Raw genomic sequence first — 25,423 nt, forward strand, 5'->3', positions numbered from 1 at the left:
CCCGGCCGGCATTTTCATTGTGTTTGTATACCTATGAGGCGGAACGGCATGTTGCTGTCCATGCAGGGCATTTCAAAATCATTTTCCGGCATTGCCGCGCTGCAATCGGCATCGCTGGAGATCGCTGAAGGCGAGATCATGGCCCTCGTCGGCCAGAACGGAGCCGGAAAATCCACCCTGATCAAGATCCTGACCGGCGCCTATCAGCGCGACGAAGGCACGATCCGTTTTGAGGGCAAGGATGTGAGCTTTGCCACCCCGGCCGAAAGCCAGGCCGCCGGCATCGCTACCATCTACCAGGAAATCAACCTCGCGCCGCAGCGTTCGGTGGCCGAAAACATCTATCTCTCCCGCGAGCCACGCCGCTTCGGTCTGCTCGACCGCAAGGCGATGCGCGAAGGCGCGGCAAAGGTCCTGAAGGTCTTCAATCTCGATATCGATGTTGACCTGCCGGTGGCGCGCTTCAGTGCCGCGACCCGCCAGATGGTATCGATCGCCCGCGCCGTCACCCAAAATGCCCGCCTGCTGATCATGGACGAACCGACCTCCTCGCTTGATGAGCGCGAGGTGGAAGTGCTGTTCCGCACCATCCGCACGTTGAAGGAAAACGGCGTAGCCGTCGTCTTCATCGGCCATCGTCTCGACGAACTCTATGCGATCTGCGACCGCGTGACGATCATGCGCGATGGCCATACCGTTGCCGTCAGCGCCATGAAGGGCATGCCGAAGATGGAGCTGGTGCGCAACATGCTCGGCCGCGAGCTTGCCGCCTTCGAGGCGCTCGCCCGCGATGCCGGCGCCGATGACGCCCGCCCCGTGCGGCTGGAACTGAAGAATGCTGGCTCGGGCCTCAGGGTCCGCAATGTCGATCTGTCGATCCGTCAGGGCGAAATCTCCGGCCTCGCCGGTCTGCTCGGCTCCGGCCGCACGGAGACGGCCCGCATCATCTTCGGCGTCGACAAGCTTGAGCGAGGTAGCCTGCAGTTCAACGGTAGTGAACGCAACTATTCAGAACCGGCCGCAGCCATCGCCGATGGCATCGGGCTCGTGTCAGAGGATCGCAAGATCGACGGCATCATCCCCGATATGAGCATCCGCGAAAACATGACGCTGGCGCTGCTGCCGAAGCTGAAGAAGGCCGGCATCGTCGATCGCGCACGGCAGGATGAGATTGTCGCGCGCTTCATCCGCTCATTGGGCGTCAAATGTGCCTCTCCGGACCAGCCGATCAAGGAGCTTTCCGGCGGCAACCAGCAGAAGGTGCTGCTCGCCCGCTGGCTCTGCACCGATCCGAGCGTGCTGATCGTCGACGAACCGACCCGCGGCATCGATATCGGCGCGAAGTCCGAAATCCTGAAGCTCCTGCGCGGTCTCGCAGACCAAGGCCTGAGCGTCTTGATGATTTCCTCCGAAATCGAGGAACTGCTGGCTGCCGCCGACCGCGTGACGGTGCTCAGCGACGGCATGTCGGTCGCGGTGCTGCCGCGCCAACAACTTTCCGAACAAACCCTGCTCGCTGCCATGGCCCACCAGGTCGACGGCGCATCCGGTGAACTGGCATGACGATGACCGACACGACCATGAAACCCGCAGCGCCGACCGCCTCCCCTCTGCAACTCGTCAGCCGCTACGGCGTTTTCGTCGCCTTCCTGGCGCTGCTCGTCCTCAACATCGCGGTCACGCCGAATTTCCTGTCGTGGCAGACGCTCAACGTCAACCTGACGCAGGTCGCCACCATCGTCATCGTCGCAACCGGCATGACGCTGGTGATCGCCACCGGCGGCATCGATCTGTCCGTCGGCTCGCTGATGGCGATTTCGGGCGCGCTCGCCCCGATGATCTTCATGGGCAACCTGCTGCCGATCGACAACATGGCGCTCGCCGTCACCCTCGCCTTCATCATCCCGGTTCTGGCCGCCGCCGCCTGCGGCTGGTTCAACGGCTTTCTGGTGACACATTTCCGGATCCAGCCGATCGTCGCGACCCTCGTCTTCTTCATCGCCGGCCGCGGCATCGCGCAGGTGATGACCAATGGCAACCTGCAGGTCTTCAAGAACCCATCCTTCCAGTTCATCGCCATGGGCCATGTTGCTGGCATCCCGGCGCAGGTTGCGCTGATGGTGGTGATCGCCATCCTCGCCTATTGCCTGATCCGCTACACGGTGCTCGGCCGCCAGATCATCGCCGTCGGCGGCAACGAGAAGGCAGCTAGACTGACCGGCATTCCGGTGCGCCGGGTGAAAACCTTCGTCTACGTCATCAGCGGCGCGCTTGCCGGCATTGCCGGCCTGATCGTCGTTGCCCGCAACTCCGCCAGTGACGCCAATCTCGTCGGCATGGGCATGGAACTTGATGCCATCGCCGCCGTCGCCGTCGGCGGCTCGCTCCTGACAGGCGGCCGCGCCAATATCTTCGGCACGCTGATGGGTGCCTTCGTAATCCAGTTGGTGCGCTACACCCTGCTGGCCAACGGCGTGCCGGATGCGGCCGCGCTCGTCGTCAAGGCTGGCCTCATCATCGTCGCCGTTTTCATCCAGCTGCGCGCCGACAGGACGTAAGGAAAAATCATGTCTGCTTTCCTCAAATCCTTCGCTCCGAAATCCTCCGGCGATCTCGCACGCATCGGCGTCATGATCGCGCTTGCCGCGCTGATCCTGTTCGGCGCCCTGCGCTATGACTACTTCCTGTCGCCGTTCAACATCCTGAGCTTCCTGCGCTACAACTCGATGTTTGCGCTGATCGCGCTCGGCATGGCTTTCGTGATCATCACCGGCGGCATCGATCTCTCGGTCGGCGCAGTCGCGGCCCTTGCCAGCGTCGTCTCGGCGCTGCTCTCACCCTACAGCTGGTATGCCGGCCTTGCCGGCGGCATCTGCGCCGGGCTGGCCGTCGGTCTCATCAACGGCGTGGTCATCACCCGCCTGCGCATCCAGCCCTTCATCGCCACGCTGGCGGCGATGCTTGCTGCCAATGGCACTGCCCTGCTGCTGGCCAACAATCAATCGGTCTCCGTCTCCTACGACAGCGGTTTCACCGTCATCGGCCAGGACGATTTCCTCGGCTTCCCCATTCCCGCCTGGATCGCGCTTGGCGCCTATATCCTGGGCTGGATCTTCCTTGAGCGCTCCCGCTCCGGCCGCCATGTGCTGGCAATCGGCGACGGCGAACACACAGCAGCGTTGATGGGCCTCAAGGTCCAGCGCACCCTGCTCGGCGTCTACGCGTTCTCCGGCCTTCTGGCAGGCCTCGCTGGCGTCATCCTCGCCTCCCAGTTCGGCGCGGGGCAACCGACCGAGGGCGTGGGCTGGGAACTCTTCGCCATCGCCTCGGTGGTCGTCGGCGGCACGCTGCTCACAGGCGGCTCCGGATCGGTCGGCGCGACGCTTGCCGGAGCGTTGCTGCTCGGCATGGTGTTCAACGTGCTGAACTTCGAAAACGGCCTCGGCTGGATCTCGCTCTCGGCCTATTGGCAATCAGTCATTCGGGGCCTTTTCCTGCTTGTCGTGGTGGTGTTGCAGGCCCGGCTTACCGCAAGATCGGCAACCTGACACCTCTCGATAATGTGCGACTGAATTGCCGTGCCGGAAGCTGGTGACACCGCCTCGCAGATGTTACAATGGCGGCGTGCAATACCGCTTCGTGCCGGTGATTGCGGGCGGATGATCCGCCTCGGGCCGATGCGGCTTTCTGCCCCTTGGCAAGGAGGAGCCAGCATGTCTTTCATCCAGACACCCGACGCATCATCCAGCGAAAAAGTCGCCAAGATCTATGCCGACGCAGAGGCCGGCTACGGCTATCTGCCGAACATGACCAAGGCCTTCGGCCACCGCCCTGACGTCATGGAGCGATGGAGCGCCCTGCTCGCCACGATCAAGACCCACATGGACCTGCGCCGGTATGAACTGGTGACCCTCGCCGCCGCCAAGGAGCTGAAAAGTTCCTATTGCATGCTGGCCCATGGTTCGGTGCTGATGCGCGAGGTGTTTTCAGCCGATACGGTGCGCAAGATCGCCGAAGATGCCGGAACGGCGCCCATCGACGAGACCGAACGCGCCATCATGCTGTTTGCCGCCAAGGTTGTGCGCGATGCCGCAGCAATCGAGAAAGCCGATGTCGATGCCCTGAAGAAACACGGCCTGGCCGACGCCGAAATCTTCGACATTGTCGCCGCCGCCACTGTGCGCTGCTTCTTCTCCAAGACCCTCGATGCACTCGGCGTAGAGCCGGATTCCGCCTATTCCAGCATGGCGGCCGACCTTCGCAAGGCGCTTGTCATCGGTCGGCCAATAGCAAAGCTCAGCTGAGGAACGACAACCCATCAAACCGAATGCGAAGCAGGAAACCATTGCGATTTTCGTACCTTAGGATAACTTCGGCCGCTCGCAGAATTTCGCGGCCGCAGATTAAACCGCCAGACTAAATATGAGAATCCGGAGCATCGCATGCCACCCTATCGCACGATCTGTATCTACGGCGCCGGCGCCCTCGGCGGCGCCGTTGCAGCCAAACTTGCGTCCATGCAGGGCGGCGATGCCACGATATCGGTTGTTGCTCGCGGCGAACATCTTGATGCAATCCGCAAGGATGGCCTGGACCTTATCGAACACGGTGTCGAGACGCCGCGGAACGTCCGGATCACCGCAACCGACGATCCCAACGACCTGCCTCCCCAGGATCTGGTCATCACCGGGCTGAAGGGGCATCAGCTGACAGACGCCGCGCCCGGCATTGCCCGCCTGCTTAAAGAGAACACGCGCGTGGTGATGATCCTCAACGGCATTCCCTGGTGGTATTTCTACCAGGATGCAGCAAGCGGACATGCCGATCGCCAAATCGAAAGCCTCGATCCGGGCGGCGATCTCTGGCGGCTGATCGGACCGCAGCGCGTGATCGGCTGCGTTGCTCACCAGGGCGGCAGGATTGCAGCGCCCGGAAAGGTTCACCTCACCAATCGCGGCTCCTTCATCCTCGGCGAGCCCACCGGCGAAATCACCCCAGACATCGAGGCGCTTGCAGCACTTTTCTCTGACGCCGGCGTTGAGGTCCGGTTGTCAACGCGTATTCGCGATGACATCTGGAGCAAGCTGATGGGCAACACGTCCTTCAACCCGATCAGTGCGATCACCCGCTTGCCGATGCAGGATATCATGGCCGATCCCGCGCTGACCGAGATGATTAGCCGCATCATGCTGGAGGTGCAGGCCGTCGGCGAAGCGCTGAGTGCGAAAATTGCCATTTCGGTGGAGCAGCGCCTCCAGCAGTCGCGCGCCATTGGGGCAGTAAAAACCTCGATGCTGCAGGATCTCTTGGCAGGAAAGCCGCTGGAAATCGTGCCCATCGTCGGGATCGTCCCGACCTTGGCGCGCCTCGTCGGCATCGCGACCCCGGCCACCGATGCGGTACTGACGCTTGTCACGGCGCTCGACAGGCAGAATCGTTCGGCCTGAGCCGAAAATACCAAATCCGCATTCATCGCCATGCGCGGACCTGTGCGAAATTCAGCAACGCCCTATTCTTGCACTAATGCCTGCTCGCCACCATCTTGAGGGAAGGTACGACGTCGCAATCAAGACACTCCTGTGACGTGCGTCAACACCAAAATTCGCCTGAGGGAGACTGAATGAGCCGCAATCTCTATGACGTTCTGGGCGTCACCCGCGACGCCTCCCAGAAAGACATTCAAAGCGCCTACCGCAAGCTCGCGAAGAAGTATCATCCGGACCTGAACTCCGGCGACAAGCAAGCTGAAGAGCAATTCAAAGCCACGTCCTCGGCCTACGCCCTTCTCGGCGACGAGGACAAGCGCGGGCGTTATGATCGCGGCGAGATCGACGATACTGGCGCGGAGGCTGCACCGCGCAACTTCTATCGCGACTATGCGGGCAATGCCGAGACAGCCGGGCGCTACGAGAGCGCCGGCGGCTTTGCCGATTTCGGCGATCTCGGCGGTGCGGAAGACATCTTCTCGACCTTCTTTTCGCAGCGGGGTCGCAGCCAGAGCCAGGGTCCCATGCGCGGCAGAGACCAGCATTTCTCGATGGAGATCGACCTGCTCGACGCGGTCAATGGCGCCAAGCGGCAAATTACCCTGCCGGAAGGCGGCTCCCTCGACCTTAGCATCCCCGCCGGCACGCGTGACGGCCAGACGCTGCGCCTGCGTGGCAAGGGCAATCGGGGACACAACGGCGCGCCCGCGGGAGATGCCCTGATCGACATCCATGTCCGCCCGCACCCGCTCTTCAAGCTGGATGTCGACGACGTGCGTTACGACGTGCCGATTTCGCTGAGCGAGGCGGTGCTGGGCGCAAAGATCAAGGTTCCGACGATGGACGGTGCCGTCAATGTGTCGATTGGTCCGAACTCCAACACCGGCAAGACACTCCGCCTCAAGGGCAAAGGCCTGCACAAGCGCGACGGCGGCCACGGCGACGCCTATGTGACGCTGAAGATCGTGCTTCCGGGCGAACCGGATGCGAAGCTGACGGCCTTTGTCGAGGAATGGTCGAAAGACCGCAACGACGATCCGCGCAGGGGAATGGGAGGCGGCCTGTGAACAACGGTGAATTTTGCAAGCGGCTTGAGATAGAAACCACGATCCTCGAAGTCTGGATCGAGCGGCGATGGCTGGTCCCGCAGCAAACGTCCGGCCGGCCGGAGTTTGACGAGGCCGAACTGGCACGCGCCCGGCTGATCCAGGATCTGGTTGGCCCCATGGGTGTCAACGACGATGGCGTCGATGTCGCCATGCAACTGCTCGATCAGGTGCACGGGCTTCGTGGCAGGCTCAATCGGCTGGTTGAGGCAGTCCGCCGGCAGGATGCCGAGGTTCAAAAGCGCATTCTTGCGTTGCTTGACGCCGACGATTGAGCACAGTGACACGTATCGATGAAAACAGAAAAGGCGGCCCGAAAGCCGCCTTTTTGGTTAATTCCGAAACCGGAGATCAATGTTCCTTGTTGGAGTAGACCGACTTCTTCGTCAGGTAGATCAGGCCGGTAAAGATCAAAAGGAAGATCATGACCATGAAGCCGGTGCGCTTGCGCTCTTCGAGATGCGGCTCGGCGGCCCACATCAGGAAAGCTGCGACGTCGTGCGAATACTGCTCGACCGTCTGCGGCGAACCGTCGTCATAGGTCACCTGATCGTCCGAAAGCGGCTTTGCCATGGCGAGTGCCTGGGCATTGGCGAAATACGGATTGTAATGCGTGCCTTCAGCCACTTCGACGCCTTCCGGCGGGTCTTGGTAGCCGTTCAGCAGCGCGTGGATATAGTCCGGGCCGCCTTCCTGGTAACCGCCGACGATCGGGATCATGTCGATCAGGAACTGGGGGAAGCCACGCTCGATACCGCGCGCCTTGGCGATCAGCGAAAAGTCCGGCGGAGCAGCGCCGTTGTTGGCGGCAGCGGCTGCTTCCTTGTTCGGGAACGGCGCAGGGAAGTGATCCGAAGGCAGCGCCTTGCGGGTGAACATTTCGCCTTCGGCGTTCGGGCCGTCCTGCACTTCGTAGTTGGCCGCGAAAGTCTTGACCTGACCGTCGGAGTAACCGAGGCCCTCGAGCGTACGGAACGACACGAGGTTCATCGAATGGCAGGCGGAACAGACCTCGGTGTAGACCTTCAGGCCGCGCTGAAGCTGGCCCTTGTCATAGTGACCGAAAGGCCCGGCGAAAGACCACTTTTCCTGCGCCGGATGCTTGATCGGGAAGTGTGGAGTACCGCCGTGCTCTTCGGCGGGGGCACCTTCCTTGTGCTCGCCCGATTCCTGGGCGAACACCATACCTGCACCGAGACCGGCGACGACGGCGAGCGAAAGAATGCCTGTAACAAGCTTTTTCATTGTCTTGGGTTCCTTAATCTTCGCTCTCGACATCACGCAGCCACAGGCTTTTTCTTCGCAGCCTGCTTTTCCAGCACCGCTTCGGTGATGGAGTTGGGGATGCGTTTCGGTGTCTCGATGAGACCGAGGACCGGCATGATCACCAGGAAGAAGCCGAAGTAGTAGAGGGTGCCCAACTGGGACATGATGACGTAGAGGCCTTCAGCCGGACGCGAACCCAGCCAACCCAGGAGGATGGCATTCACGACGAACAGCCAGAAGAACAACTTGTACCAGGGGCGATACACGGCCGAGCGAACCTTGGACGTATCCAGCCAAGGCAGGAAGAACAGGACGATGATAGCTCCGAACATCACCAGAACGCCGCCGAGCTTCGAGTCGATCGGGCCGACATTGAAGGTGATGGCGCGCAGCATCGCGTAGAACGGCAGGTAATACCATTCCGGCACGATGTGAGAAGGCGTCTTCAGCGCATCGGCCGGGATGTAGTTGTCCGGATGGCCGAGGAAGTTCGGCATGTAGAACACGAACCACGCATAGACGAGCAGGAAGACGGAGACGCCAAGCGCATCCTTCAGGGTCGCATAGGGCGTAAAGGGAACGGTATCCGTCTTGGTCTTGACTTCGACGCCGGTCGGATTGGTCTGGCCGACAACATGTAGCGCCCAGATATGCAGGACAACGACGCCGGCGATCATGAAGGGCAGCAGGTAGTGCAGCGAGAAGAAGCGGTTCAGCGTCGGATTATCGACGGCAAAGCCACCGAGCAGGAACTGCTGGATCCACTCGCCGACCCACGGGAAAGCCGAGAAGAAGCCGGTGATGACGGTCGCGCCCCAGAAGGACATCTGCCCCCAGGGCAGAACATAGCCCATGAAGCCGGTTGCCATCATCAGGAGGTAGATGACAACGCCGAGAATCCAGAGGATTTCGCGCGGCGCCTTGTAGGAGCCGTAGTAGAGGCCACGGCCGATATGCAGATAAACGGCGATGAAGAAGAATGACGCGCCGTTGGCATGCATGTAGCGCAAGAGCCAACCGTGGTTGACGTCGCGCATGATCTTTTCGACAGACGTGAAGGCAACGGTGGTTTCGGCCGCATAGTGCATGGCGAGAACCACACCGGTCAGGATCTGAATGATCAGCATGACCGACAGCATGGCGCCGAAGGTGTAGGCATAGTTCAGGTTGCGCGGAACCGGGTATGAAACAAAGCTGTCATGGATGAGCCGTGGCAGCGGCAGACGGGAATCGACCCACTTCTCGATTCCACTCGTCGGCATATAGGTTGAATGATCACCACTCATAATCAGTATTCCCCTCAACCGATCTTGATGACTGTGTCGGATGTGAACGCAAAAGTCGGAACGGCGAGGTTCATCGGCGCAGGTCCCTTACGAACACGGCCGGCCGTATCGTAGTGGGACCCATGACAGGGACAGAACCATCCGCCGAAATCGCCGGCCTGGCCGAGCGGAACGCAGCCGAGATGGGTGCAGGAGCCAATCATGACGATCCAGTTTTCCTTGTCCTTGCCGGCGGAACGATCAACGTCCGTCGCCTGGGCATCGGCAGGAAGGTTGGCGTTACGCGCAACCGGATCCTTCAGGTCGGCAAGCGCTACAGCCTTGGCTTCTTCGACTTCCTTGTCGGTCCGGTTACGGATGAACACCGGCTTGCCGCGCCACTTGGCTGTCAGAGACATGCCGGGCTGCAGGCTCGATACGTCGACCTCGATCGAGGCGAGCGCCAGCGTCGAGGCATCCGGCCGCATCTGGTCGATAAAGGGCCAGGCGACCGCAGCCGCGCCGACGACACCTGCCATACCCGTGGTCAGGTACAGGAAGTCGCGGCGAGTGGGCTCGCCCAGGGTTTCGGTTGTTGTGTCGTGTTCGCTCACGGCTAAACCATCCTCTCACGCAATGTATGCGGAAACCGCACTGTCCCCAGCGTTGATCCGCTCCCTCAAGTGCAGTTGAGCGAAAGAACAGCGCCAAATCAATAAGTCGAGGCGCGATTTGGGTAAAACTTTCATCTTTCCCTCCCCATGCCCCTCAACCGGGCAAAATCCGCAACCTTGAAAAAAGCGCAGATTCCCCGGCAATCCGGCGCGTTCTAAGCTTGATCGCAAGTTATGTCCAGCCTCCGGCCGGAGAGGTGAGCCACAATGTCGCGGGAAAACAGAAGCCAATGTTTACAAACTGCTTTTCCGCGTGAAATGCGCAACACCATAGGCGTTTTCGGCTGTTCTGCTGCGCTCTCGGAAAGCAGGCAAGAGAATCACGCTCCGTGCGGAAACTTCATCGCCGAACGCATACGTCCGAGGCGGATTGTGCCGGCCACGCGAGCAGAACGCCGCTACTCCGCGGCGGCATCCTGGGCGAGAAAACCGCCGGACTGGCGCGCCCAGAGATCCGCATAGAGCCCGCCGCGTGAAATCAGCTGGTGATGTGTCCCATCCTCGATGATCCTGCCGTCTTCCATGACGATGAGGCGGTCAAGCGCCGCGATCGTTGAAAGGCGGTGGGCAATCGCAAGCACCGTCTTTCCCTGCATCAAGCGGTCGAGATTGGACTGGATCGCGGCCTCCACCTCCGAATCGAGTGCGGATGTCGCTTCGTCGAGTATGAGGATCGGCGCATCCTTCAGCATGACCCGGGCAATCGCGATGCGCTGCCTCTGCCCACCCGAAAGCTTCACGCCCCGCTCACCCACGTGGGCATCGAAACCCTTGCGCCCATGCAGATCTTCGAGCCGGTTGATGAAGTCGAGCGCCTCGGCCCTCTTGGCGGCATCCGTCAGTTGCCGCTCGCCGGCATCCGGGCGACCGAAAAGGATATTGTCGCGGATAGAGCGATGAAGCAGAGACGTATCCTGGCTGACAACGCCAATCTGCGCACGCAGTGATTCCTGTGTGACATCAGCGATATCCTGCCCATCGATCAGGATACGGCCACCCTGGATATCATAGAAGCGCAGGAGCAGATTGATCAGCGTCGTCTTGCCCGCACCAGAGCGCCCGACAAGGCCCACCTTTTCGCCCGGCCGGATGGTGAGCGTCAGATTGTCGATGACAGACTGCCCGCGTCCATAATGGAACGAGACGTTTTCGAAGGCGATGCCCGGGTGTTTGACGGTCAACTGCGATGCCCCTTCGCGGTCGACCAGTGCGATCGGCTTGGAGATCGTCTCGGCGGCATTCTGCACCGTACCGATATTGCGCATGATGCCATTGAACTGGACCATCATGCGGCTGAGCAGGAAATTGAGGCGCAAGACGAGGGCCAGCGTGAAGGCAACCGCGCCGGCACTGACAGAACCCAAGAGCCAGAGGTGCACACAAAGCGCTACCATGCTGACGATCATGACGCCCGACAGCAGCGCCATGGAGGCGCGAACGCCGGTAATGAAGCGCGTGAAGCGCAGCAGGCTGTCCTGATAGATTTCGAAACCGCGTCGCATGTAGCGATCATTCTCGTCGTCGCGACCGAAAAGTTTCAGCGTCTGGATGTTGCTGTAGGCATCGACGATGCGACCATTCAGCATCGAGGCCGCCTCTGCCGTCTCACGCGAATGCCTGCGAATGCGCGGCACGAAGAAGCGGGCGAGCACCGAAAAGGCGATGAGCCACATGAGCACGACGACCGCCAGCGAGAAATCGAGCTGGCCAACCAGCACAAGTGTCGTCACCGCATAGATGCCGACGAACCAGACGCTTTCCATGAGCGAGGTCACGACATCGCCCGCTGCCTGCCCGCCCGACCAGACCTTGGTCACGAGTCGTCCGGAAAAATCGTTCTGGAAGAAGGAGACGGATTGGCGCGCCACATGCACATAGGACTGCCAGCGAACCAGATTGTAGAAGCCCGGCGTGATGATTTGCTGGTCCACCAGCGCCATCAGCAAAGCCACAACGAAGCGAACAACGCCGATCAGCACCAGCATGCCGAAGAGTTCCGCGCCATGGCGCTCGAGCAATCCGTTCCAACCATCGGAAGGCTGGATCGTGCCGAGGATATCGACGATACGCCCGACGAACCAAAACAGCGCCGCCTCGATCGCCGCCGACAGGCCGCCGAGTATCAGCATGGCAATGAAAGGCGCCTTTGCCTGGCTGATATAAAACCAGATGAAGGGAACAAGTTTTTCAGGCGGCTGCAGTTTCTCCTTGGGCTCGAAGGGCCGAATCCAGTTTTCGAAATAGGCAAAGAGCGAACGCAGGAGCATGGAACCGATATAGGCTGTTTCGAGAATGTGGCAAATTAAGTTTCTGTCATTCTCGCGGTGAAGGTCCGTCACCGTCAGCCAACTGACAACCCCTGCCGCACCTCTTGCGTCATCCTCGGGTCAGACCCGAGGATCTTCCAGCCTCTCAAAAAATGGAAAGGCTGATGGATGCTCGGCACAAGACCGAGCATGACAGAGGAGAGATTTTCGAATTTCATCCACAGCGTGAGACGGTACCCCGTCACCCTACCTGCTGGTAAAGGCAGAAATCGATCTCGTAGCCGAGCGATGCCGCAAGCGCCATGGTCGAAGGCTTGAGGCGCAGGTTGAAATCATCGACCGCATCAAGATCGACGTAAGCCGCGATACGGATGCTGTGGCAATGCCCGAAGCCGCGCAAGGTGGAGAGTTGCGCAGCATAAGCCTCGACATGACGCGCAGCGAAACCTGCGGCGTCCATGCATTCGCCAAGCTGCGGCGGCTCTGCAAGGAAGCCGCCATTCTTGCCCCAGCAGCATTTCCAGTCAGGATTGATCGCGGCAAAGGCGTCGGAGGCGGCGCTGCGGTCGCCTCCGACCAGGACATCGAACTCGAAGCGGATCGCGTGCATGGCTTCGTCTCCGGCCGGGAAGAGGCGACCTATTCGGCCGCCGCTTCCTTCTCATCCAGCTCATCCTCGTCGTCATCGGCGAGAAAGCCGCCGGACTGGCGCGACCAGAGGTCGGCATAGAGTCCCTTGTGCGATACGAGCTCGGCATGGCTTCCCGTCTCCACGATCCGACCCGAATCGAGGATCACGAGCCGGTCCATCTCCGTCAGCGTCGACAGGCGGTGGGCAATGGCAATTACGGTCTTGCCGGCCATCAGGTCGAAGAGGTTTTCCTGGATCGCTGTCTCGACTTCCGAATCGAGCGCCGAGGTCGCCTCGTCGAGAATCAGGATCGGCGCGTCCTTCAGGAAGACGCGGGCAATCGCGATCCGTTGCCGCTGGCCGCCGGAAAGCTTTACGCCCCGCTCGCCAACCTGCGCGTCGAGCGCCCTGCGCCCCTGATTGTCCTCCAACGACTGGATGAACTCCCAGGCATTGGCACGCTTGGCCGCCGCGATGATGTCCTCATCCGTCGCGTCCGGCCGACCATAGGCGATGTTGTCGCGGATCGAACGATGCAGCAGCGACGTATCCTGTGTCACGACGCCGATCTGGCTGCGCAGGCTGTCCTGGGTAACGCCGGAAATCTCCTGTCCGTCAATCAGGATGCGCCCGGACTCCAGATCGTAGAAGCGCAACAGCAGGTTCATCAGCGTCGTCTTGCCGGCACCCGAGCGCCCGACAAGGCCGATCTTCTCACCCGGTTCGATCTCGAGCGTCAGGTTGTCGATGACGCCCTTGTTCTTGCCGTAGTGGAAGCCGATCTGATCGAACTTGATCTCACCCTTCTTCGCCGCCAGCCTGTCGGCATTCGGTTCGTCGGTGATGTCATGAGCCTTGGTCATCATGCCCATGCCGTCATAGACGGTGCCGATATTCTCAAACAGCGCCGAGACTTCCCACATCACCCACTGCGACATGCCGTTGATTCGCATGGCGAGCGACACCGCAATGGCGATCGAGCCGATCGAGATCGCACTCGTCAGCCAGAGATGGATGCCGAGGCTCGCGATCGAAAACAGCGCGATGCAGTTGTTGGTGTAGACCAGCACATGAAACAGCGTGACCTTGCGCATCTGGCGATGCACCGTCTGCAGGAACGCATCCATGCTGTCCCTGGCGTAAGCCTCCTCGCGGCCGGCGTGGGAGAACAGCTTCACCGTGGCGATATTGGTGTAGCTATCGACCACCCTGCCCGTCATCATCGAGCGCGCATCCGCCTGATCCTTGGCAATCTTGCGCAGGCGCGGAACGAAATAGGCGACGATGCAGATATAGAGCGCCAGCCAAATGACGAGCGGCGCGAGCAACCGCCAGTCGGCAGCCGCCACCACGACCAGCATCGAGATGAAATAGCTGACGACGTAAACAAAAACGTCAAGAATCTTCATCACCGTTTCGCGAACGGCAAGCGAGGTCTGCATCACCTTGGTGGCGACGCGGCCGGCAAACTCGTTGGCAAAGAAGGTCATGCCCTGACGCAGCAGGTAGCGGTGCATCAGCCAGCGCGCGATCATCGGATAGTTGCCGAGCAGCACCTGGTGCATGACCATGGAGCCGAGGGCCACCGCGGAAGGAAGGCCAACCAGCACGATTGCCCCCATCCAGACCAGCCGCGTGCCTTCCGTCTGCAGGAAGGTCGCACGATCGGCCGTTGCCAGCCAGTCGACCAGACTGCCGAGGAATTGGAACAGCGCAACCTCGCCGACGGCGATCAGTGCCGAGCAGATCGACATGACGGCGAGCCACGGCGCTGCCGGCTTGGTATAGTGCCAGCAGAAGGCAAACAGGCCTTCCGGTGGCGCTACCGGCTCCGGTGCCGGATAGGGATTGAGGCGGGATTCAAACCAGCCGAGCATGACGAAGCTCCTCTAACGCACGATCCTTTCCTAAAGGTTGTGCACAACTTGAATGCTGGAGCAACGACGTCGGGCCTTTGCGGCGCGCGGCGCTCCGATGGCGAAGGCGGGAAAACCCGCATTCGAAAGCAACATGTCCGGAGGAAGGGCGAGCAAACGTATCAACGCAGCAGCCGGTTCATCCGGAGCGGCGGTTTCTACGCACGAAACTAACGTAAGGTAAGGCGCGAAACCGATTAGTCCGAAAGGACGGATGCCCAGAGGCGGGCGATCACTGGCAAATTCATTCCGGCCTCCTGTGGTTCGCGTTGACGATGTCCCTTGTTAGCGATTTTTCCCGGATTTCACCAGATCGTCTCTGCCGGAATTTTATGCAAGCCTCACCCGCAGCTTCCGCCTGTTGCCAAATCGGCACAGATTGATTAGGCGCGTCGATGAGTGCCTTGAAATTTGGTGATGAGAGCCCGAAATGTCCACTGACAGCCTCCGTATCGCGCTTTACCAGCCGGATATTCCCGGAAACACCGGAACGATCCTGCGTCTTGCCGCCTGCCTCGGGCTCGGCGTCGATATCATCGAACCGGCCGGATTCGACCTGTCCGATCGCAACATGAAGCGCGCCGGCATGGATTATATCGCGTCGGTCACGCTGACGCGGCACGTCAACTGGGAGCAGTTCGAGAGCTGGCGGAAATCGGAAGGCAGGCGCCTTATCCTCGCCAGCACCAAGGCGGCGGTGACCTATACCACCCTGGCCTTCCAGCCCGGCGATATCCTGCTTTTCGGCCGCGAAAGCGCAGGCGTACCCGATCCTGTCCACGACGCGGCTGATCACCGCGTCATCATCCCGATGGTCGGGGGCCAGAGGTCGCTCAATGTCGCGATGTCTGTGGCAATGATCACCGGAGAAGCCTTGCGTCAGCTCCGCCCGTGACGGTTCATCGCAGGGCGCGACGGGGTCGATCAAAGGATTGCAACCGGAGACCGGCTCAGTCTGCAGTCGGCAGACGCCGCATCGTGAACTCGATCTCGTTACCCTCGAGCGCCCGCCAGCTTTCCACTTCCGTCCAGTAGGCGGCCTTGGGCCAGGTATCGAACCATTCCCGCGCCTTGATGCGAGCCTGCTCGCGGTCCAGTCGGAAAGTTTCGCGCACGAAATAGCCGCCTTCCTTGCGGCCGGCGTCCTGGCGATGACGGGCAATCTGCCGTCGCAGGCCGTCAAGCGGAGGTGCTGCAGGTCGTCTTGCCATACGCCCATCTTTCGCTATGTGAGCACCTCTGAAAGATAATCACGCCCTAAAGCTTTTGCGAGTCGGTAATTTCAGCGATCCCAAGCCGTTTACGGGGCTGCGGCGTTGCCTGGATCCGCAAAAGATCAGAGTGTGCAAAAAACGCGAATCGGCACTTTCCAGCGGGTTCGACACGCCAAAGGATAAAAGTCATGGAAAGACCGGATCTGCCAAAAGGCCTCCCCGCCGATATCGAAGACAAGAAGCTGCGCGCCAAGGCGTGGTTCGAAACCCTGCGCGATACGATCTGCGCCGGCTTCGAGGCGATCGAGGCTGAGCTGACCGGCCCGTTTTCGGATCGCGCTCCCGGCCGGTTTACGGCCAAGGACTGGCAACGCGAGGGCGGCGAAGGCGGCGGCGGACGCATGTCGATGATGGAAGGCCGCGTCTTCGAAAAGGTCGGCGTGCATACATCGACCGTCCACGGCGAGTTCTCGCCGGAGTTCCGCCAGCAGATTCCGGGTGCTGCCGAAGACCCGACCTTCTGGGCCTCGGGCATTTCGCTGATCGCCCATCCGGTCAATCCCAATGTGCCGGCGGTGCATATGAACACCCGCATGGTCGTCACCACCAGCAACTGGTTCGGCGGCGGCGCCGACCTGACACCGGTTCTCGACCGCCGCCGCGTCCAGACCGACCCTGATACCATGCTCTTCCATCGTGGTATGGAGATCACCTGCCGCCGCCATGCCGTGGCAGACTATTCGCACTACAAGGACTGGTGCGACGAGTATTTCTTCCTGAAGCACCGCAACGAAGCACGCGGCGTCGGCGGCATCTTCTTCGACTGGCTGCATTCGGAGGAGGAAAAAGGCGGCTGGGACGCAGATTTCGCCTTCGTCCAGGATGTCGGGAAAGCCTTCAACCTGATCTATCCGAAGCTGGTGCGCACGAATTTCAACACGCCCTGGACAGAAGCTGACCGCGAGGAGCAGTTGGTCCGCCGCGGCCGTTATGTCGAGTTCAACCTGCTCTATGACCGCGGCACGATCTTCGGCCTGAAGACCGGCGGCAATGTCGAGTCGATCCTGTCGTCTCTGCCCCCGCTCGTGCGCTGGCCATAGTAAGCTGCATTTTCAAAAACAGACAAAAACCCGGCCGCCACACAGCCGGGTTTTTTATGGGAATGAAACTGCCGCCTATTCGCAGACCGTGATCTTCCTGATCTTCAGGTTGCCCCACCTGTCGTATTTCTTCACCTTCCTGGTGAAGCAGGGCGGTTCGTAATAGGAGGGTCCATCATAGTAGCCAGCGTCGTAGAAGCCGATGCTGAAGTTGCCGCCGTCGTGATGGTGGCCGTAGCCCCCGATGCCAATGCTGAGGCCACCGGCTTGCGAAGGGGCCGTGAACGAGACGGCGGCAATGGCGACGGCAGCAGCAGAAATAATGAACTTGCGCATTGTGATCTCTCCCTGTTGATTTCCGATGGGCTCCCCTCATCCCGTGATTTGAAGATCTCACATGCCCCGTATATTCGCTGTTTCGAATGGAACATGGCCGAACAAAAGCCCCCGCCGCGCGTTTTGAAGTACCAAGCGGAACGGAACACCGCACTGCTTGCCGAGCAAGGAGGAAGGGTCATGGTTTTCAAGGAACGGACATTCTACGGCAGGGAACCGGAGGACCTTTTTCCGGGCGAGCACGCGGACCTGGAGACGCGTGTCGCAAACTGCCTGACCACCGTTACGGGCCTGGACGCGAGCGACGTAACCGTCGTCGCCAAGGGCAATACGATTATGCTCTCCGGTATCGTTCAGACGCCAGAAGAAATCGATAGGGCAGCGGAAGCTGCCGAAAGCGTTCCCGGCGTGGCCGAAGTGATCAACCGGATTTCGTCGCTGGAGTTCAGATTGCCTTCAGCGTCCAGCTGACGATATCGGCGGAAACCTGCTCGAACGCTGCATCCAGTGCCGCGATGAAGGCGGGGTTGCTCGTGCCGCGAGCCGGAGCCGTCGCGCGGAATACCTTCTGGGCGACAACGGTGCCCGTGCGGTCGTTGAGGATCTTGGCAAAAATCTCGACGACCCCGGTGTCGGCACCTTCCGTCGAAATCTCGAACGAGCGGATGTCGGTGATCACCTGATAGTCGATCGCAAGTCCCTCGCCCGGCTTGCCGACCCCGCCGACTTTTCCGGTATTTTCGAAGGTTTGAACAAGCTTGGCCTGAACCATTTTCGGCAGGCGGTCGCTCCATTGCGACTTGGCGAGATACTGTATTTCGGCGCCGGAAAGGCGAATAACCACCTGGTCGCTGTCGAGCGCTTTCAGGGCTGTTGGCTCGGGGATCAGGATTTGCCGGCTGGTTGCAGCCGGTCCCTCGACCAGCGGCGAAGCTGTAAGTCCATAGGTATCGTTGTTGGCCTTACCGGCGCAGCCGGCGAGCAAGGCTGCAATTGCAATGGCGACGGCAATGCCCGTCGATCCCGCCTTGCGGCCACTCCCCTCACGCGACAATGCCATTCAGAAAATATCCTTCGCCAATCTCACGCAACTTAGTAGCTCGCTTGCGCAAGACAAGCGCAAAAAGCATCCCGCCTAAAGCCCGCGTGCAGTTTGACACCAAGGCATGCAGCCCTGCCACGCTTTTGGGAATACATGATTCGAAAGCCGCAGCAACGCGCAAAGCTGAGGAGCCTCGCACGCGGCGCAGAACGCATGTGGCGCAGGCGCTTTAGTGGCGGGTGCGGCCGTTATACTGCTTGACCGTTTCGCCGCCGAACAGAAGACGCTGGGGATCCTTGTCGAAGGTCGAGATCGTCGTGTCGAGCGTCTGAACCGTCCTGCGCGTCTCGCTGACCAATGCCTCGATGTCTCTCAGGCCCCCACCGGAAAAGCGCTTGAGGTTCTCTCCGATCGGACCGATCTGGGCGTTGAGATTGTCAGCGACCTTGCGGAACGATTCGAGCGTCGCGCGCGCGTCAGCCGAGAGCGAGGGCGCATCCGCATCGCCGAGGAACCCGTCGAGCTTGACGAGAATACCATCGACGCGACTGGATGCAGCATTCAGCTTGTTGGCCATCTGCGTTACGTCGGTGATCGTCTGGTCGATATCCTTCTGGCGGTTCGTGATCGTACCGGCAAAAGCCGAGATCGATGCAGCGGTCTTGCGAACATCGGCACTGGCGGCCGAAACGTCATTGATGACATTCCCGACCTTTTGCGTGTCGATCGCCGCAACAATATTGTCGACGCGGGCAAGGGTCGCATTGGCATTGTCACCGAAGCGCTTGTAGGTATCGACAGTCGTGCGCACCGAAGCCAGTGTTTCGGACACCGTGCCGGACGCCGCCGCCAGATCATCCGACATCTTGGAAACATTGCTGACTATATGGTCGATCTTCTTGGGATCAACGGATTTGACGATGGTTTCCGCTGAAGCCAGCGTCGAATCAAGTCGTTTCGACGCCGCCGTAAGAGATGTCGACAGCGAACTTACACTCTTCAAGAACTCGCCTATTCCATCGGAGTTCTCAGCAAGCGCTTGCGAGAAACGGTCCGCATTGGCGATTGTGCTGGTCAGCGGTCCGCGAACATCCTTCACGAAACCTTCGATCTCGCCGATGGCATTGTTGGCGCGGTCCAGAATCTTGTCGGCGGTCGCCAGCAGGCTGGTTACGCTCGATTGGTCGGCCACAAGATGGGCGCTGCTGCCCTTGTCCAGGGCCGTCTTGAGGATGTTTTCGTCGCCCTTGTTGCCACCGCTGAGCTCGATATAGGCCGCACCCGTCAAGCCCTGAATCTCAAGCGTCGCCTTGGTCGATTTCAGAACCGGCGCCTCGACCGAAACCTGCGTGACAGCAACGGAATAGCGGGGATCGTTGGAATTGATCGCAAGATTGCGCACGGAACCGACGGGAATGCCGTTGAAGCGCACCGGCGAGCCGACGCTCAGGCCGTTGGCGGAGCCTGGAATGCTGATGACCAGTTCCACCATCTCGCCGCTGCGCCCATATTGCGACATCCAGTAGACGAAGCCGAAGGCGGCAAAGATGACCATGACGGTGAAGAACCCGACGATGGTATAATTGGCTTTGGTTTCCATTCCCGACGCTTACCCCGTGGTCCTCTGGACCCTGCTTCAATCCGATTCGGCGCCGCTTGCGCCGCCGCGCCCAGGCTCTCTAGTCCTGCTCGCGAACAATGGAACGTGCCCGCTTGCCGCGGAAATAGGATGTTACCCATTCGTCGTCGCAGGCGAGCATGTCGTCTATCGTACCCTCGACGAGCACCTTCTTCTTTCCCAGTACCGCGATACGATCGCAGACGGAGAAAAGGCTGTCGAGGTCGTGAGTCACCATATACACGGTCAGCCCGAGGGTGTCGCGCAGTTTGGCGATCAGATTATCGAACTCGGCAGCCCCGATCGGGTCAAGCCCCGAGGTCGGTTCGTCGAGAAAAACCAGATCCGGATCGAGCGCAAGCGCGCGCGCAAGCGCCGCCCGCTTGATCATGCCGCCGGAAAGCTCCGACGGATATTTGTCGGCGGCTTCGGGTGCGAGACCGACCATATCGATCTTCAGCCGCGCCAGCTCGTCCATCATCTCCTGGGGCAGGTTCAGATATTCCCGCATCGGCACCTGGATGTTTTCCCGCACCGTCAGCGCCGAAAACAGCGCGCCATGCTGGAAGAGCACGCCAAGGCGGGTATCAAGGACGATGCGTTCCTCGTCGCTCACCTCGTCATATTCCGAGCCGAGGATGGTGATTTTCCCGGACTGCTTGGGCAGCAACCGAAGCACGGTACGCATCAGCACGGACTTGCCGGCCCCGGACGCGCCAACGAAACCGAGAATTTCCCCTCGATAGATGTCGAGATTGAGCTTGTCGAGAACGACATGCGATCCGAAGGCAACCGTCAGATCCTTGACGGACAGGATGACCTCATGCTCGTCGGTCGCAGGTAGCTCGTTCACGCGGTCCTCGGTTTTTTCAGCCTGCTGGGCCTGCATCTCTTGGCGTTCCTCATCCATCAGAAGTCGATCGCCGCGTAGAACATCGCAAACAGGCCATCGACCAGGATCACGACGAAGATCGCCTTTACAACGGATTGCGTCACATGCGCACCGAGCGACTCGGCGCTGCCTCCGACCTTCAGTCCCTCGACGGCGGCAACCACTCCAATGATCAGCGCCATGAACGGCGCCTTGATCATGCCGGCGAGAACAGAGGAGAAATCGACCGCCTCCTGAAGACGCGCCAGGAAGGTCGCAAAGGTAATGCCGGAATAGCTCCAGGTGACGACAGCCGCACCCGACAGGGCGGCAAAATTGGCAATGATCGTCAAAAGCGGCAGAGCGATTGTCAACGCAACGAGCCGCGGGAAAACCAGCACCCCGATCGGGCTCAACCCCATGACCTTCAGCGCGTCGATCTCCTCGCGCATCTTCATGGAGCCGATCTCGGCCGTGATCGCGCTGCCCGACCGGCCTGCGATCATGATTGCCGTCAGCAACACGCCGATTTCGCGCAGCTGCAGGATACCGACGAGATCGACGACGAAAAGCTCGGCGCCAAAATAGCGTAGCTGGAACGCGCCCTGCTGGGCAATGATCGCCCCGATCAGAAACGACATCAGCGTGATGATCGGCACGGCCTGGACGCCCATCCGGTCGATCTGACTGACGATCGCTGCCGGCGAAAGGCCGCTGTGGCGGCCAAGCTTCATCTGCGCGCCGCGCACTGCCGAGCCCAGGATGAAGAGTGCCGCAATCACATCATTCCACGCTGCAGCCATGACCTTGCCGACCGGCGCAAAAACGCGCTCGGCAAGCGAGGGAGCAGGCGCCTGCTCTTCCCTTGGGTCCGGCAGGCTTTTCGGCATGGCCTCAACGAGCTCGATATAGCGCGTCTGGTTGCTGGAAAGCTTGACCTCGCCTTCCTCGCCGCCGAGCTTCTCCACGAAGCGGCGGATCAGCCAGGCGCCTGCGGTGTCCATGGCCGTCACGCCATCGAGATTGATCTCGCTGGCGCCCTGCTCTTTGGCTGCAAGCTTTTCAAGCTGTTGGGCTGCCTCGGGAGCGAAGACATTGCGCCATTCGCCACTGAAGCGGTACACTCGTGGCCCGCCATTCGCCGCCTCATCCAGCGTCACCTCGGCATCTGTGGTCCGTTTGGATTGCGTCACGTCTGTTTGGTCTTCCGCCGCTGGCTGCATTTGATAAAACGTTGACGACTCATAGCCGCTTAGGGTCGATCTGTCACCGATTGATGCTGCTCCGCAAGGCCCGCATCGGGACAGGTCGCCACGGCTGACACCGGCAGGACACAGAACATGGCGCGTACTGTTTCAACCAACATCGAACATTTTCCCATTGCCGGCACCTTCACGATCTCCCGTGGCAGCAAGACGACGGCATCCGTGGTCACCTGCCGCATCACCGAAGATGGCGCAACCGGCATCGGCGAATGCGTACCCTATGGTCGCTACGGCGAAACGCTGGAGAGCGTGCTTTCCCAGATAGAAGCGATTACCCCCGAACTGAAGTCCGGCATCCGCCGCGATGCACTGAACGATCGCATGCCGGCGGGTGCGGCCCGTAACGCCGTCGATTGCGCGCTCTGGGATCTGCAGTCGAAACTGAGCGGCGTCAGCGTCGCAAGCAGGCTCGGCATCAAGACCCCCAAGCCTCTGACAACGGCCTACACCCTCTCCCTCGGCGAGCCCGCGTCCATGGCCGCTCAGGCAGCCATCTGGTCCCATCGCGCACTCCTGAAGGTGAAGGTCGGCACGCCCGACGACCGCGAACGGATCCGCGCCGTGAGAGCCGCTGCCCCCGCCAGCGACATCATTCTCGATGCCAATGAAGGCTGGGCTCCGGAAACGCTTGCCATGCATTTCGAGGTCTGCGCCGAAGCCGGCATTGCCCTGATCGAACAACCGCTTCCCGCCGGAAACGACAGCTTTCTCGCCTCGATCGCCCACCCCGTCCCGGTCTGCGCCGACGAAAGCGTTCACAAGACTTCGGATCTTGCCTCTCTGGTCGATCGCTATGACGCGGTCAATATCAAGCTCGACAAGACGGGTGGACTGACCGAAGGTTTGCGCATGCGCGATGCGGCAAAGGCGCTCGATCTCAAAATCATGATCGGTTGTATGGTCGGAAGCTCGCTCGGCATGGCGCCGGCCGTACTCCTGGCGCAGGGGGCCGATTTCGTCGATCTCGACGGCCCGCTGCTGCTGGCGAAAGATCGCCATCACGGCCTTCACTACGAGGCATCGCTCGTCTATCCGCCGACGGCCGGCCTCTGGGGCTGAATGAACCAGGACGTCAGCGCAAAACAGCAGCCGACAAAGGCGACGACGGACATGGCGTAGAAGCCATCGACACCATACCAGGCATAGAGGTAGCCGGATGCAAAGGTGAAGATCGCCGTGAAGATGCCGGTATAGAAGAAGTAGATGCCCTGTGCCGACGCTTCCTGCTCCTCCGGAACGCGTTCCACCAGCCTGTTTTGCATGCCGGTGTGCATGATCGCGTAGGTGAAGGCGTGAAAGCACTGCAGCAGGAAATAGCCGCCGAAGCCCAGGTCCATCGGAAAGATCAGCCAGCGAACGACCGCAAGGCCGCAGCCTGAAAAGATCATCGTCCAGATGCTGACGCGCCGGATGATCGGCTTTGCGCAAGCAAACATCAGCACCTCGGCAGCAACGCCAGCACTCCATAGAAGCCCGATCTGCGTGCCGGTAAAGCCGATATGCTGCCAGTAGATCGCCGAGAAAGCGAAGAGCATCGCGTGGCTGCCGTTGACCAACGTCACGCCAATCAGCAGCAACTGCAAGTCCAGCTTGCGCAACGTCTTGGGCGTCGGCTCCGTCAGGGTCGTCAGTGTCGAGGGACGTCTGGGACGTCCCACGCGGGGCGCGATGAAGGTCATGCCGATCATCAGCACAAAGCCGACCGCCATCGCCGGCAATACCATGCCGCCACCGAAGAGACCGATCATCTCACCGCCGAGCATGGTCGCACCGATGAAGGCGACCGATCCCCAGACGCGCATGCGGGCATAATCGAAGCCCCAGCGACGAACACCCGTGAGCGCAATTGCCTCGACGATCGGGACATAGGGCGAATAGACCGCGCCCTGCAGCGCATAGATGACCAGCACGTACCAGAAGGCGTGCGAGACGAAGAGGGCCAGTGCCGTCAGCAGGGAGAAGACCGCCGACCAGACCAGCACCTTGGACCGTTCGCCGATCCTGTCGGCAAGCAGCCCCGCAAGTGGTGCGGTGATGACGCGCACGAACATCGGCACCGCCAAGATGATCCCGATTTCGAAATCGCTGAGCGAGAGGGTGCTGAGCCAGACCGGAAAGAACGGCAGGGCGAAACCGTTGACGATCAAAGGCGCGCAGAAGAGCAAGGCGATGCGCGGCACGAAATAGGCGGGCGCATCCTCGCGGTAAGGAAGCTCTGGAGAAGGAATCATGGAGAACCTGACGTTAAGGCCAAGCCTTATCACAGCCCATGCAAGCCTCGCCACAAGGGCATGCTATACCCTGCGAGAATCCGCTACACTGCGACCGATGTGCAACGTCGGATCAGGCGGCCTCGCGTTCGCGCAGCACGTCTGTTATCGACGCAAGCGCAAGTTTGGCCTGCGGGGCCGGCAACCCGACCATCTGGCGCCAGGTGATCAGCTCCATCGTGCCGTCTTCATGCTCGGCAATCGCCGTGCAGCTTTCGACCCAATCGCCGGTGTTGATGTAGCGGATGTCATCCATCTGATCGATAACGGCATGGTGGATATGACCGCAGATGACACCATCGACACCCGTGCGGCGCGCCTCTTCAGCCACGACCTTCTGGAATTCGCCGATGAAGTTGACGGCGTGCTTCACCTGAAGCTTGGCCCAGGCCGAGAACGACCAGTAAGGCAGGCCCAGCCTGCGGCGCACGGCCGAAAGCACGACATTGATGGCGATCGCCGTATCGTAGGCCCAGTCACCGAGATAGGCGAGCACGCGGGCATTGCGCACGACCACATCGAATTCGTCGCCATGCAGCACCAGATACTTGCGACCGTCACCGGCTTCGTGGATGTGGCGATTGGCGACTTCGATGCCGCCGAAGTGGATACCGGGGAAATCGCGGGCGAATTCGTCATGGTTGCCGGGGATGTAGATGATGCGGGTTCCCTTTCGGGCCTTCCGTAACAGCTTCTGGACAACATCGTTGCAGGGTTGCGGCCAGTACCAGCTGCGCTTCAGCCGCCAGCCATCGACGATGTCACCAACGAGGATAATGGTATCGGCGTCATGAACTCTCAGAAAATCGAGGAGGAAATCGGTCTTGGCCGCCTTGGAACCCAAGTGAACATCCGAAATGAACAGCGTCCGGTAGCGGCAGGTGGCGATATCGGTGTCGGTCATGGCTGTCTCGCGTTTTACCTTCCTGTCTTATGACACGTCAAAACCAGACTCGTGTTTCAGGAGAATGACAACGCCTGTGGTCAGCGAAAATCCACGGCTGGGGTTCGACACCATGAGAAGGTGAAAATCGGCCACAAAAAACTGTACGTCGCAGAATTTTCATGAAAAAAGGGCCGCGTCCAACTGATGGGG

25 protein-coding genes are annotated in these 25,423 nt (G+C 60.5%); 11 read left to right on the forward strand and 14 right to left on the reverse strand.

The annotated features are described in order from the left end of the window. The first annotated feature begins 48 nt into the window (after window positions 1-48). The 7 genes from QO002_RS13280 to QO002_RS13310 all read left to right on the forward strand — a co-directional run bounded on the left by QO002_RS13280 (window position 49) and on the right by QO002_RS13310 (window position 6,867). Window positions 49-1,563, forward strand: a complete 1,515-nt coding sequence (locus tag QO002_RS13280; RefSeq protein WP_307230369.1) for a sugar ABC transporter ATP-binding protein — start codon at window positions 49-51, stop codon at window positions 1,561-1,563. Next, a complete protein-coding gene (locus QO002_RS13285) occupies window positions 1,560-2,558 on the forward strand; it encodes an ABC transporter permease (RefSeq protein WP_307230371.1) in 999 nt (332 codons plus the stop codon). The genes QO002_RS13280 and QO002_RS13285 overlap by 4 nt, the downstream gene beginning before the upstream one ends. Window positions 2,559-2,567: 9 nt before the next feature. Then, entirely contained in the window at window positions 2,568-3,548 is a 981-nt protein-coding gene (locus tag QO002_RS13290; RefSeq protein WP_307230374.1) for an ABC transporter permease, read from the forward strand. Between the two features lie 165 nt (window positions 3,549-3,713). Continuing rightward, window positions 3,714-4,304: a carboxymuconolactone decarboxylase family protein gene (locus QO002_RS13295; protein WP_307230376.1), complete on the forward strand. Its 591-nt coding sequence runs from the start codon at window positions 3,714-3,716 to the stop codon at window positions 4,302-4,304. A gap of 138 nt (window positions 4,305-4,442) precedes the next feature. Next, entirely contained in the window at window positions 4,443-5,447 is a 1,005-nt protein-coding gene (locus tag QO002_RS13300) for a ketopantoate reductase family protein (protein WP_307230379.1), read from the forward strand. Between the two features lie 173 nt (window positions 5,448-5,620). Continuing rightward, window positions 5,621-6,553: a DnaJ C-terminal domain-containing protein gene (locus tag QO002_RS13305; protein ID WP_307230381.1), complete on the forward strand. Its 933-nt coding sequence runs from the start codon at window positions 5,621-5,623 to the stop codon at window positions 6,551-6,553. Then, complete coding sequence (locus QO002_RS13310) at window positions 6,550-6,867, forward strand: chaperone modulator CbpM (protein ID WP_307230384.1); 318 nt, start codon at window positions 6,550-6,552, stop codon at window positions 6,865-6,867. The genes QO002_RS13305 and QO002_RS13310 overlap by 4 nt, the downstream gene beginning before the upstream one ends. A gap of 76 nt (window positions 6,868-6,943) precedes the next feature. Here the strand turns inward: QO002_RS13310 and QO002_RS13315 are convergent, their stop codons facing one another. The 6 genes from QO002_RS13315 to QO002_RS13340 form a co-directional block, all read right to left on the reverse strand. Further along, window positions 6,944-7,837 (reverse strand): cytochrome c1, encoded by an 894-nt coding sequence (locus tag QO002_RS13315; protein ID WP_307230386.1) that lies wholly within the window; start codon window positions 7,835-7,837, stop codon window positions 6,944-6,946. A gap of 32 nt (window positions 7,838-7,869) precedes the next feature. Continuing rightward, the gene (locus QO002_RS13320) at window positions 7,870-9,144 is read right to left on the reverse strand and encodes a cytochrome b (RefSeq protein WP_307230389.1); all 1,275 of its coding nucleotides are present in this window, start codon (window positions 9,142-9,144) and stop codon (window positions 7,870-7,872) included. A gap of 14 nt (window positions 9,145-9,158) precedes the next feature. Then, window positions 9,159-9,737, reverse strand: a complete 579-nt coding sequence (gene petA, locus QO002_RS13325; RefSeq protein ID WP_307230391.1) for a ubiquinol-cytochrome c reductase iron-sulfur subunit — start codon at window positions 9,735-9,737, stop codon at window positions 9,159-9,161. A gap of 458 nt (window positions 9,738-10,195) precedes the next feature. Then, the gene (locus QO002_RS13330; RefSeq protein WP_307233371.1) at window positions 10,196-12,064 is read right to left on the reverse strand and encodes an ABC transporter ATP-binding protein; all 1,869 of its coding nucleotides are present in this window, start codon (window positions 12,062-12,064) and stop codon (window positions 10,196-10,198) included. A gap of 241 nt (window positions 12,065-12,305) precedes the next feature. Next, window positions 12,306-12,674, reverse strand: a complete 369-nt coding sequence (locus tag QO002_RS13335; RefSeq protein WP_307230394.1) for a hypothetical protein — start codon at window positions 12,672-12,674, stop codon at window positions 12,306-12,308. A 29-nt stretch (window positions 12,675-12,703) separates the two neighbouring features. After that, entirely contained in the window at window positions 12,704-14,572 is a 1,869-nt protein-coding gene (locus tag QO002_RS13340) for an ABC transporter ATP-binding protein (RefSeq protein ID WP_307230397.1), read from the reverse strand. A 469-nt stretch (window positions 14,573-15,041) separates the two neighbouring features. Here QO002_RS13340 and QO002_RS13345 point away from each other — a divergent pair, with 469 nt between their 5' ends. Beyond that, a complete protein-coding gene (locus QO002_RS13345) occupies window positions 15,042-15,506 on the forward strand; it encodes a tRNA (cytidine(34)-2'-O)-methyltransferase (protein WP_307230399.1) in 465 nt (154 codons plus the stop codon). A 55-nt stretch (window positions 15,507-15,561) separates the two neighbouring features. Here the strand turns inward: QO002_RS13345 and QO002_RS13350 are convergent, their stop codons facing one another. Beyond that, window positions 15,562-15,822 carry a hypothetical protein gene (locus QO002_RS13350; RefSeq protein WP_307230401.1) on the reverse strand — a complete coding sequence of 87 codons (261 nt, stop codon included), beginning with the start codon at window positions 15,820-15,822 and terminating at the stop codon, window positions 15,562-15,564. Window positions 15,823-16,013: 191 nt separating this feature from the next. Between QO002_RS13350 and hemF the strand changes: the two genes are divergently transcribed. Further along, window positions 16,014-16,925: an oxygen-dependent coproporphyrinogen oxidase gene (gene hemF / locus QO002_RS13355; RefSeq protein WP_307230404.1), complete on the forward strand. Its 912-nt coding sequence runs from the start codon at window positions 16,014-16,016 to the stop codon at window positions 16,923-16,925. 75 nt (window positions 16,926-17,000) lie between these two features. Here hemF and QO002_RS13360 read toward each other — a convergent pair whose 3' ends face one another. Then, window positions 17,001-17,261, reverse strand: coding sequence for a hypothetical protein (locus tag QO002_RS13360; RefSeq protein ID WP_307230406.1), 261 nt, complete (start codon window positions 17,259-17,261; stop codon window positions 17,001-17,003). 180 nt (window positions 17,262-17,441) lie between these two features. Here QO002_RS13360 and QO002_RS13365 point away from each other — a divergent pair, with 180 nt between their 5' ends. Then, entirely contained in the window at window positions 17,442-17,732 is a 291-nt protein-coding gene (locus tag QO002_RS13365; protein WP_307230408.1) for a BON domain-containing protein, read from the forward strand. Here the strand turns inward: QO002_RS13365 and QO002_RS13370 are convergent. The 4 genes from QO002_RS13370 to QO002_RS13385 form a co-directional block, all read right to left on the reverse strand. Continuing rightward, complete coding sequence (locus QO002_RS13370) at window positions 17,707-18,321, reverse strand: ABC-type transport auxiliary lipoprotein family protein (protein ID WP_307230410.1); 615 nt, start codon at window positions 18,319-18,321, stop codon at window positions 17,707-17,709. The two genes, QO002_RS13365 and QO002_RS13370, sit on opposite strands and share 26 nt — an antisense overlap. Window positions 18,322-18,532: 211 nt before the next feature. Continuing rightward, window positions 18,533-19,903, reverse strand: a complete 1,371-nt coding sequence (locus tag QO002_RS13375) for an MlaD family protein (protein ID WP_307230412.1) — start codon at window positions 19,901-19,903, stop codon at window positions 18,533-18,535. 79 nt (window positions 19,904-19,982) lie between these two features. After that, a complete protein-coding gene (locus tag QO002_RS13380; RefSeq protein ID WP_370878488.1) occupies window positions 19,983-20,831 on the reverse strand; it encodes an ABC transporter ATP-binding protein in 849 nt (282 codons plus the stop codon). Then, window positions 20,831-21,985, reverse strand: coding sequence for an ABC transporter permease (locus QO002_RS13385; protein ID WP_307230414.1), 1,155 nt, complete (start codon window positions 21,983-21,985; stop codon window positions 20,831-20,833). Before QO002_RS13385 ends, QO002_RS13380 begins: the two co-directional genes overlap by 1 nt. Window positions 21,986-22,132: 147 nt before the next feature. Here QO002_RS13385 and dgcA point away from each other — a divergent pair, with 147 nt between their 5' ends. Continuing rightward, the gene (dgcA, locus tag QO002_RS13390) at window positions 22,133-23,116 is read left to right on the forward strand and encodes an N-acetyl-D-Glu racemase DgcA (protein ID WP_307230415.1); all 984 of its coding nucleotides are present in this window, start codon (window positions 22,133-22,135) and stop codon (window positions 23,114-23,116) included. Here dgcA and QO002_RS13395 read toward each other — a convergent pair. After that, the gene (locus QO002_RS13395) at window positions 23,086-24,288 is read right to left on the reverse strand and encodes an MFS transporter (protein ID WP_307230417.1); all 1,203 of its coding nucleotides are present in this window, start codon (window positions 24,286-24,288) and stop codon (window positions 23,086-23,088) included. The two genes, dgcA and QO002_RS13395, sit on opposite strands and share 31 nt — an antisense overlap. 112 nt (window positions 24,289-24,400) lie before the next feature. Next, window positions 24,401-25,231 carry a UDP-2,3-diacylglucosamine diphosphatase gene (locus tag QO002_RS13400; protein WP_307230419.1) on the reverse strand — a complete coding sequence of 277 codons (831 nt, stop codon included), beginning with the start codon at window positions 25,229-25,231 and terminating at the stop codon, window positions 24,401-24,403. Window positions 25,232-25,423: the final 192 nt, after the last annotated feature.

This window comes from Pararhizobium capsulatum DSM 1112 (assembly GCF_030814475.1).
GTDB lineage: Bacteria > Pseudomonadota > Alphaproteobacteria > Rhizobiales > Rhizobiaceae > Pararhizobium > Pararhizobium capsulatum.

Bases quoted from the DNA above. Each gene is read 5' to 3' on its own strand.
- QO002_RS13320 (WP_307230389.1), bottom strand. From the start codon at position 9,144: ATGAGTGGTGATCATTCAACCTATATGCCGACGAGTGGAATCGAGAAG.
- QO002_RS13350 (WP_307230401.1), bottom strand. From the start codon at position 15,822: ATGGCAAGACGACCTGCAGCACCTCCGCTTGACGGCCTGCGACGGCAG.
- QO002_RS13295 (WP_307230376.1), top strand. From the start codon at position 3,714: ATGTCTTTCATCCAGACACCCGACGCATCATCCAGCGAAAAAGTCGCC.
- QO002_RS13395 (WP_307230417.1), bottom strand. From the start codon at position 24,288: ATGATTCCTTCTCCAGAGCTTCCTTACCGCGAGGATGCGCCCGCCTAT.
- QO002_RS13285 (WP_307230371.1), top strand. From the start codon at position 1,560: ATGACGATGACCGACACGACCATGAAACCCGCAGCGCCGACCGCCTCC.
- QO002_RS13280 (WP_307230369.1), top strand. From the start codon at position 49: ATGTTGCTGTCCATGCAGGGCATTTCAAAATCATTTTCCGGCATTGCC.
- hemF (WP_307230404.1), top strand. From the start codon at position 16,014: ATGGAAAGACCGGATCTGCCAAAAGGCCTCCCCGCCGATATCGAAGAC.
- QO002_RS13345 (WP_307230399.1), top strand. From the start codon at position 15,042: ATGTCCACTGACAGCCTCCGTATCGCGCTTTACCAGCCGGATATTCCC.
- QO002_RS13290 (WP_307230374.1), top strand. From the start codon at position 2,568: ATGTCTGCTTTCCTCAAATCCTTCGCTCCGAAATCCTCCGGCGATCTC.
- QO002_RS13380 (WP_370878488.1), bottom strand. From the start codon at position 20,831: ATGGATGAGGAACGCCAAGAGATGCAGGCCCAGCAGGCTGAAAAAACC.
- QO002_RS13375 (WP_307230412.1), bottom strand. From the start codon at position 19,903: ATGGAAACCAAAGCCAATTATACCATCGTCGGGTTCTTCACCGTCATG.
- QO002_RS13365 (WP_307230408.1), top strand. From the start codon at position 17,442: ATGGTTTTCAAGGAACGGACATTCTACGGCAGGGAACCGGAGGACCTT.
- QO002_RS13400 (WP_307230419.1), bottom strand. From the start codon at position 25,231: ATGACCGACACCGATATCGCCACCTGCCGCTACCGGACGCTGTTCATT.
- QO002_RS13315 (WP_307230386.1), bottom strand. From the start codon at position 7,837: ATGAAAAAGCTTGTTACAGGCATTCTTTCGCTCGCCGTCGTCGCCGGT.
- QO002_RS13340 (WP_307230397.1), bottom strand. From the start codon at position 14,572: ATGCTCGGCTGGTTTGAATCCCGCCTCAATCCCTATCCGGCACCGGAG.
- dgcA (WP_307230415.1), top strand. From the start codon at position 22,133: ATGGCGCGTACTGTTTCAACCAACATCGAACATTTTCCCATTGCCGGC.
- QO002_RS13305 (WP_307230381.1), top strand. From the start codon at position 5,621: ATGAGCCGCAATCTCTATGACGTTCTGGGCGTCACCCGCGACGCCTCC.
- QO002_RS13335 (WP_307230394.1), bottom strand. From the start codon at position 12,674: ATGCACGCGATCCGCTTCGAGTTCGATGTCCTGGTCGGAGGCGACCGC.
- QO002_RS13330 (WP_307233371.1), bottom strand. From the start codon at position 12,064: ATGCTCCTGCGTTCGCTCTTTGCCTATTTCGAAAACTGGATTCGGCCC.
- QO002_RS13370 (WP_307230410.1), bottom strand. From the start codon at position 18,321: ATGGCATTGTCGCGTGAGGGGAGTGGCCGCAAGGCGGGATCGACGGGC.
- QO002_RS13300 (WP_307230379.1), top strand. From the start codon at position 4,443: ATGCCACCCTATCGCACGATCTGTATCTACGGCGCCGGCGCCCTCGGC.
- QO002_RS13360 (WP_307230406.1), bottom strand. From the start codon at position 17,261: ATGCGCAAGTTCATTATTTCTGCTGCTGCCGTCGCCATTGCCGCCGTC.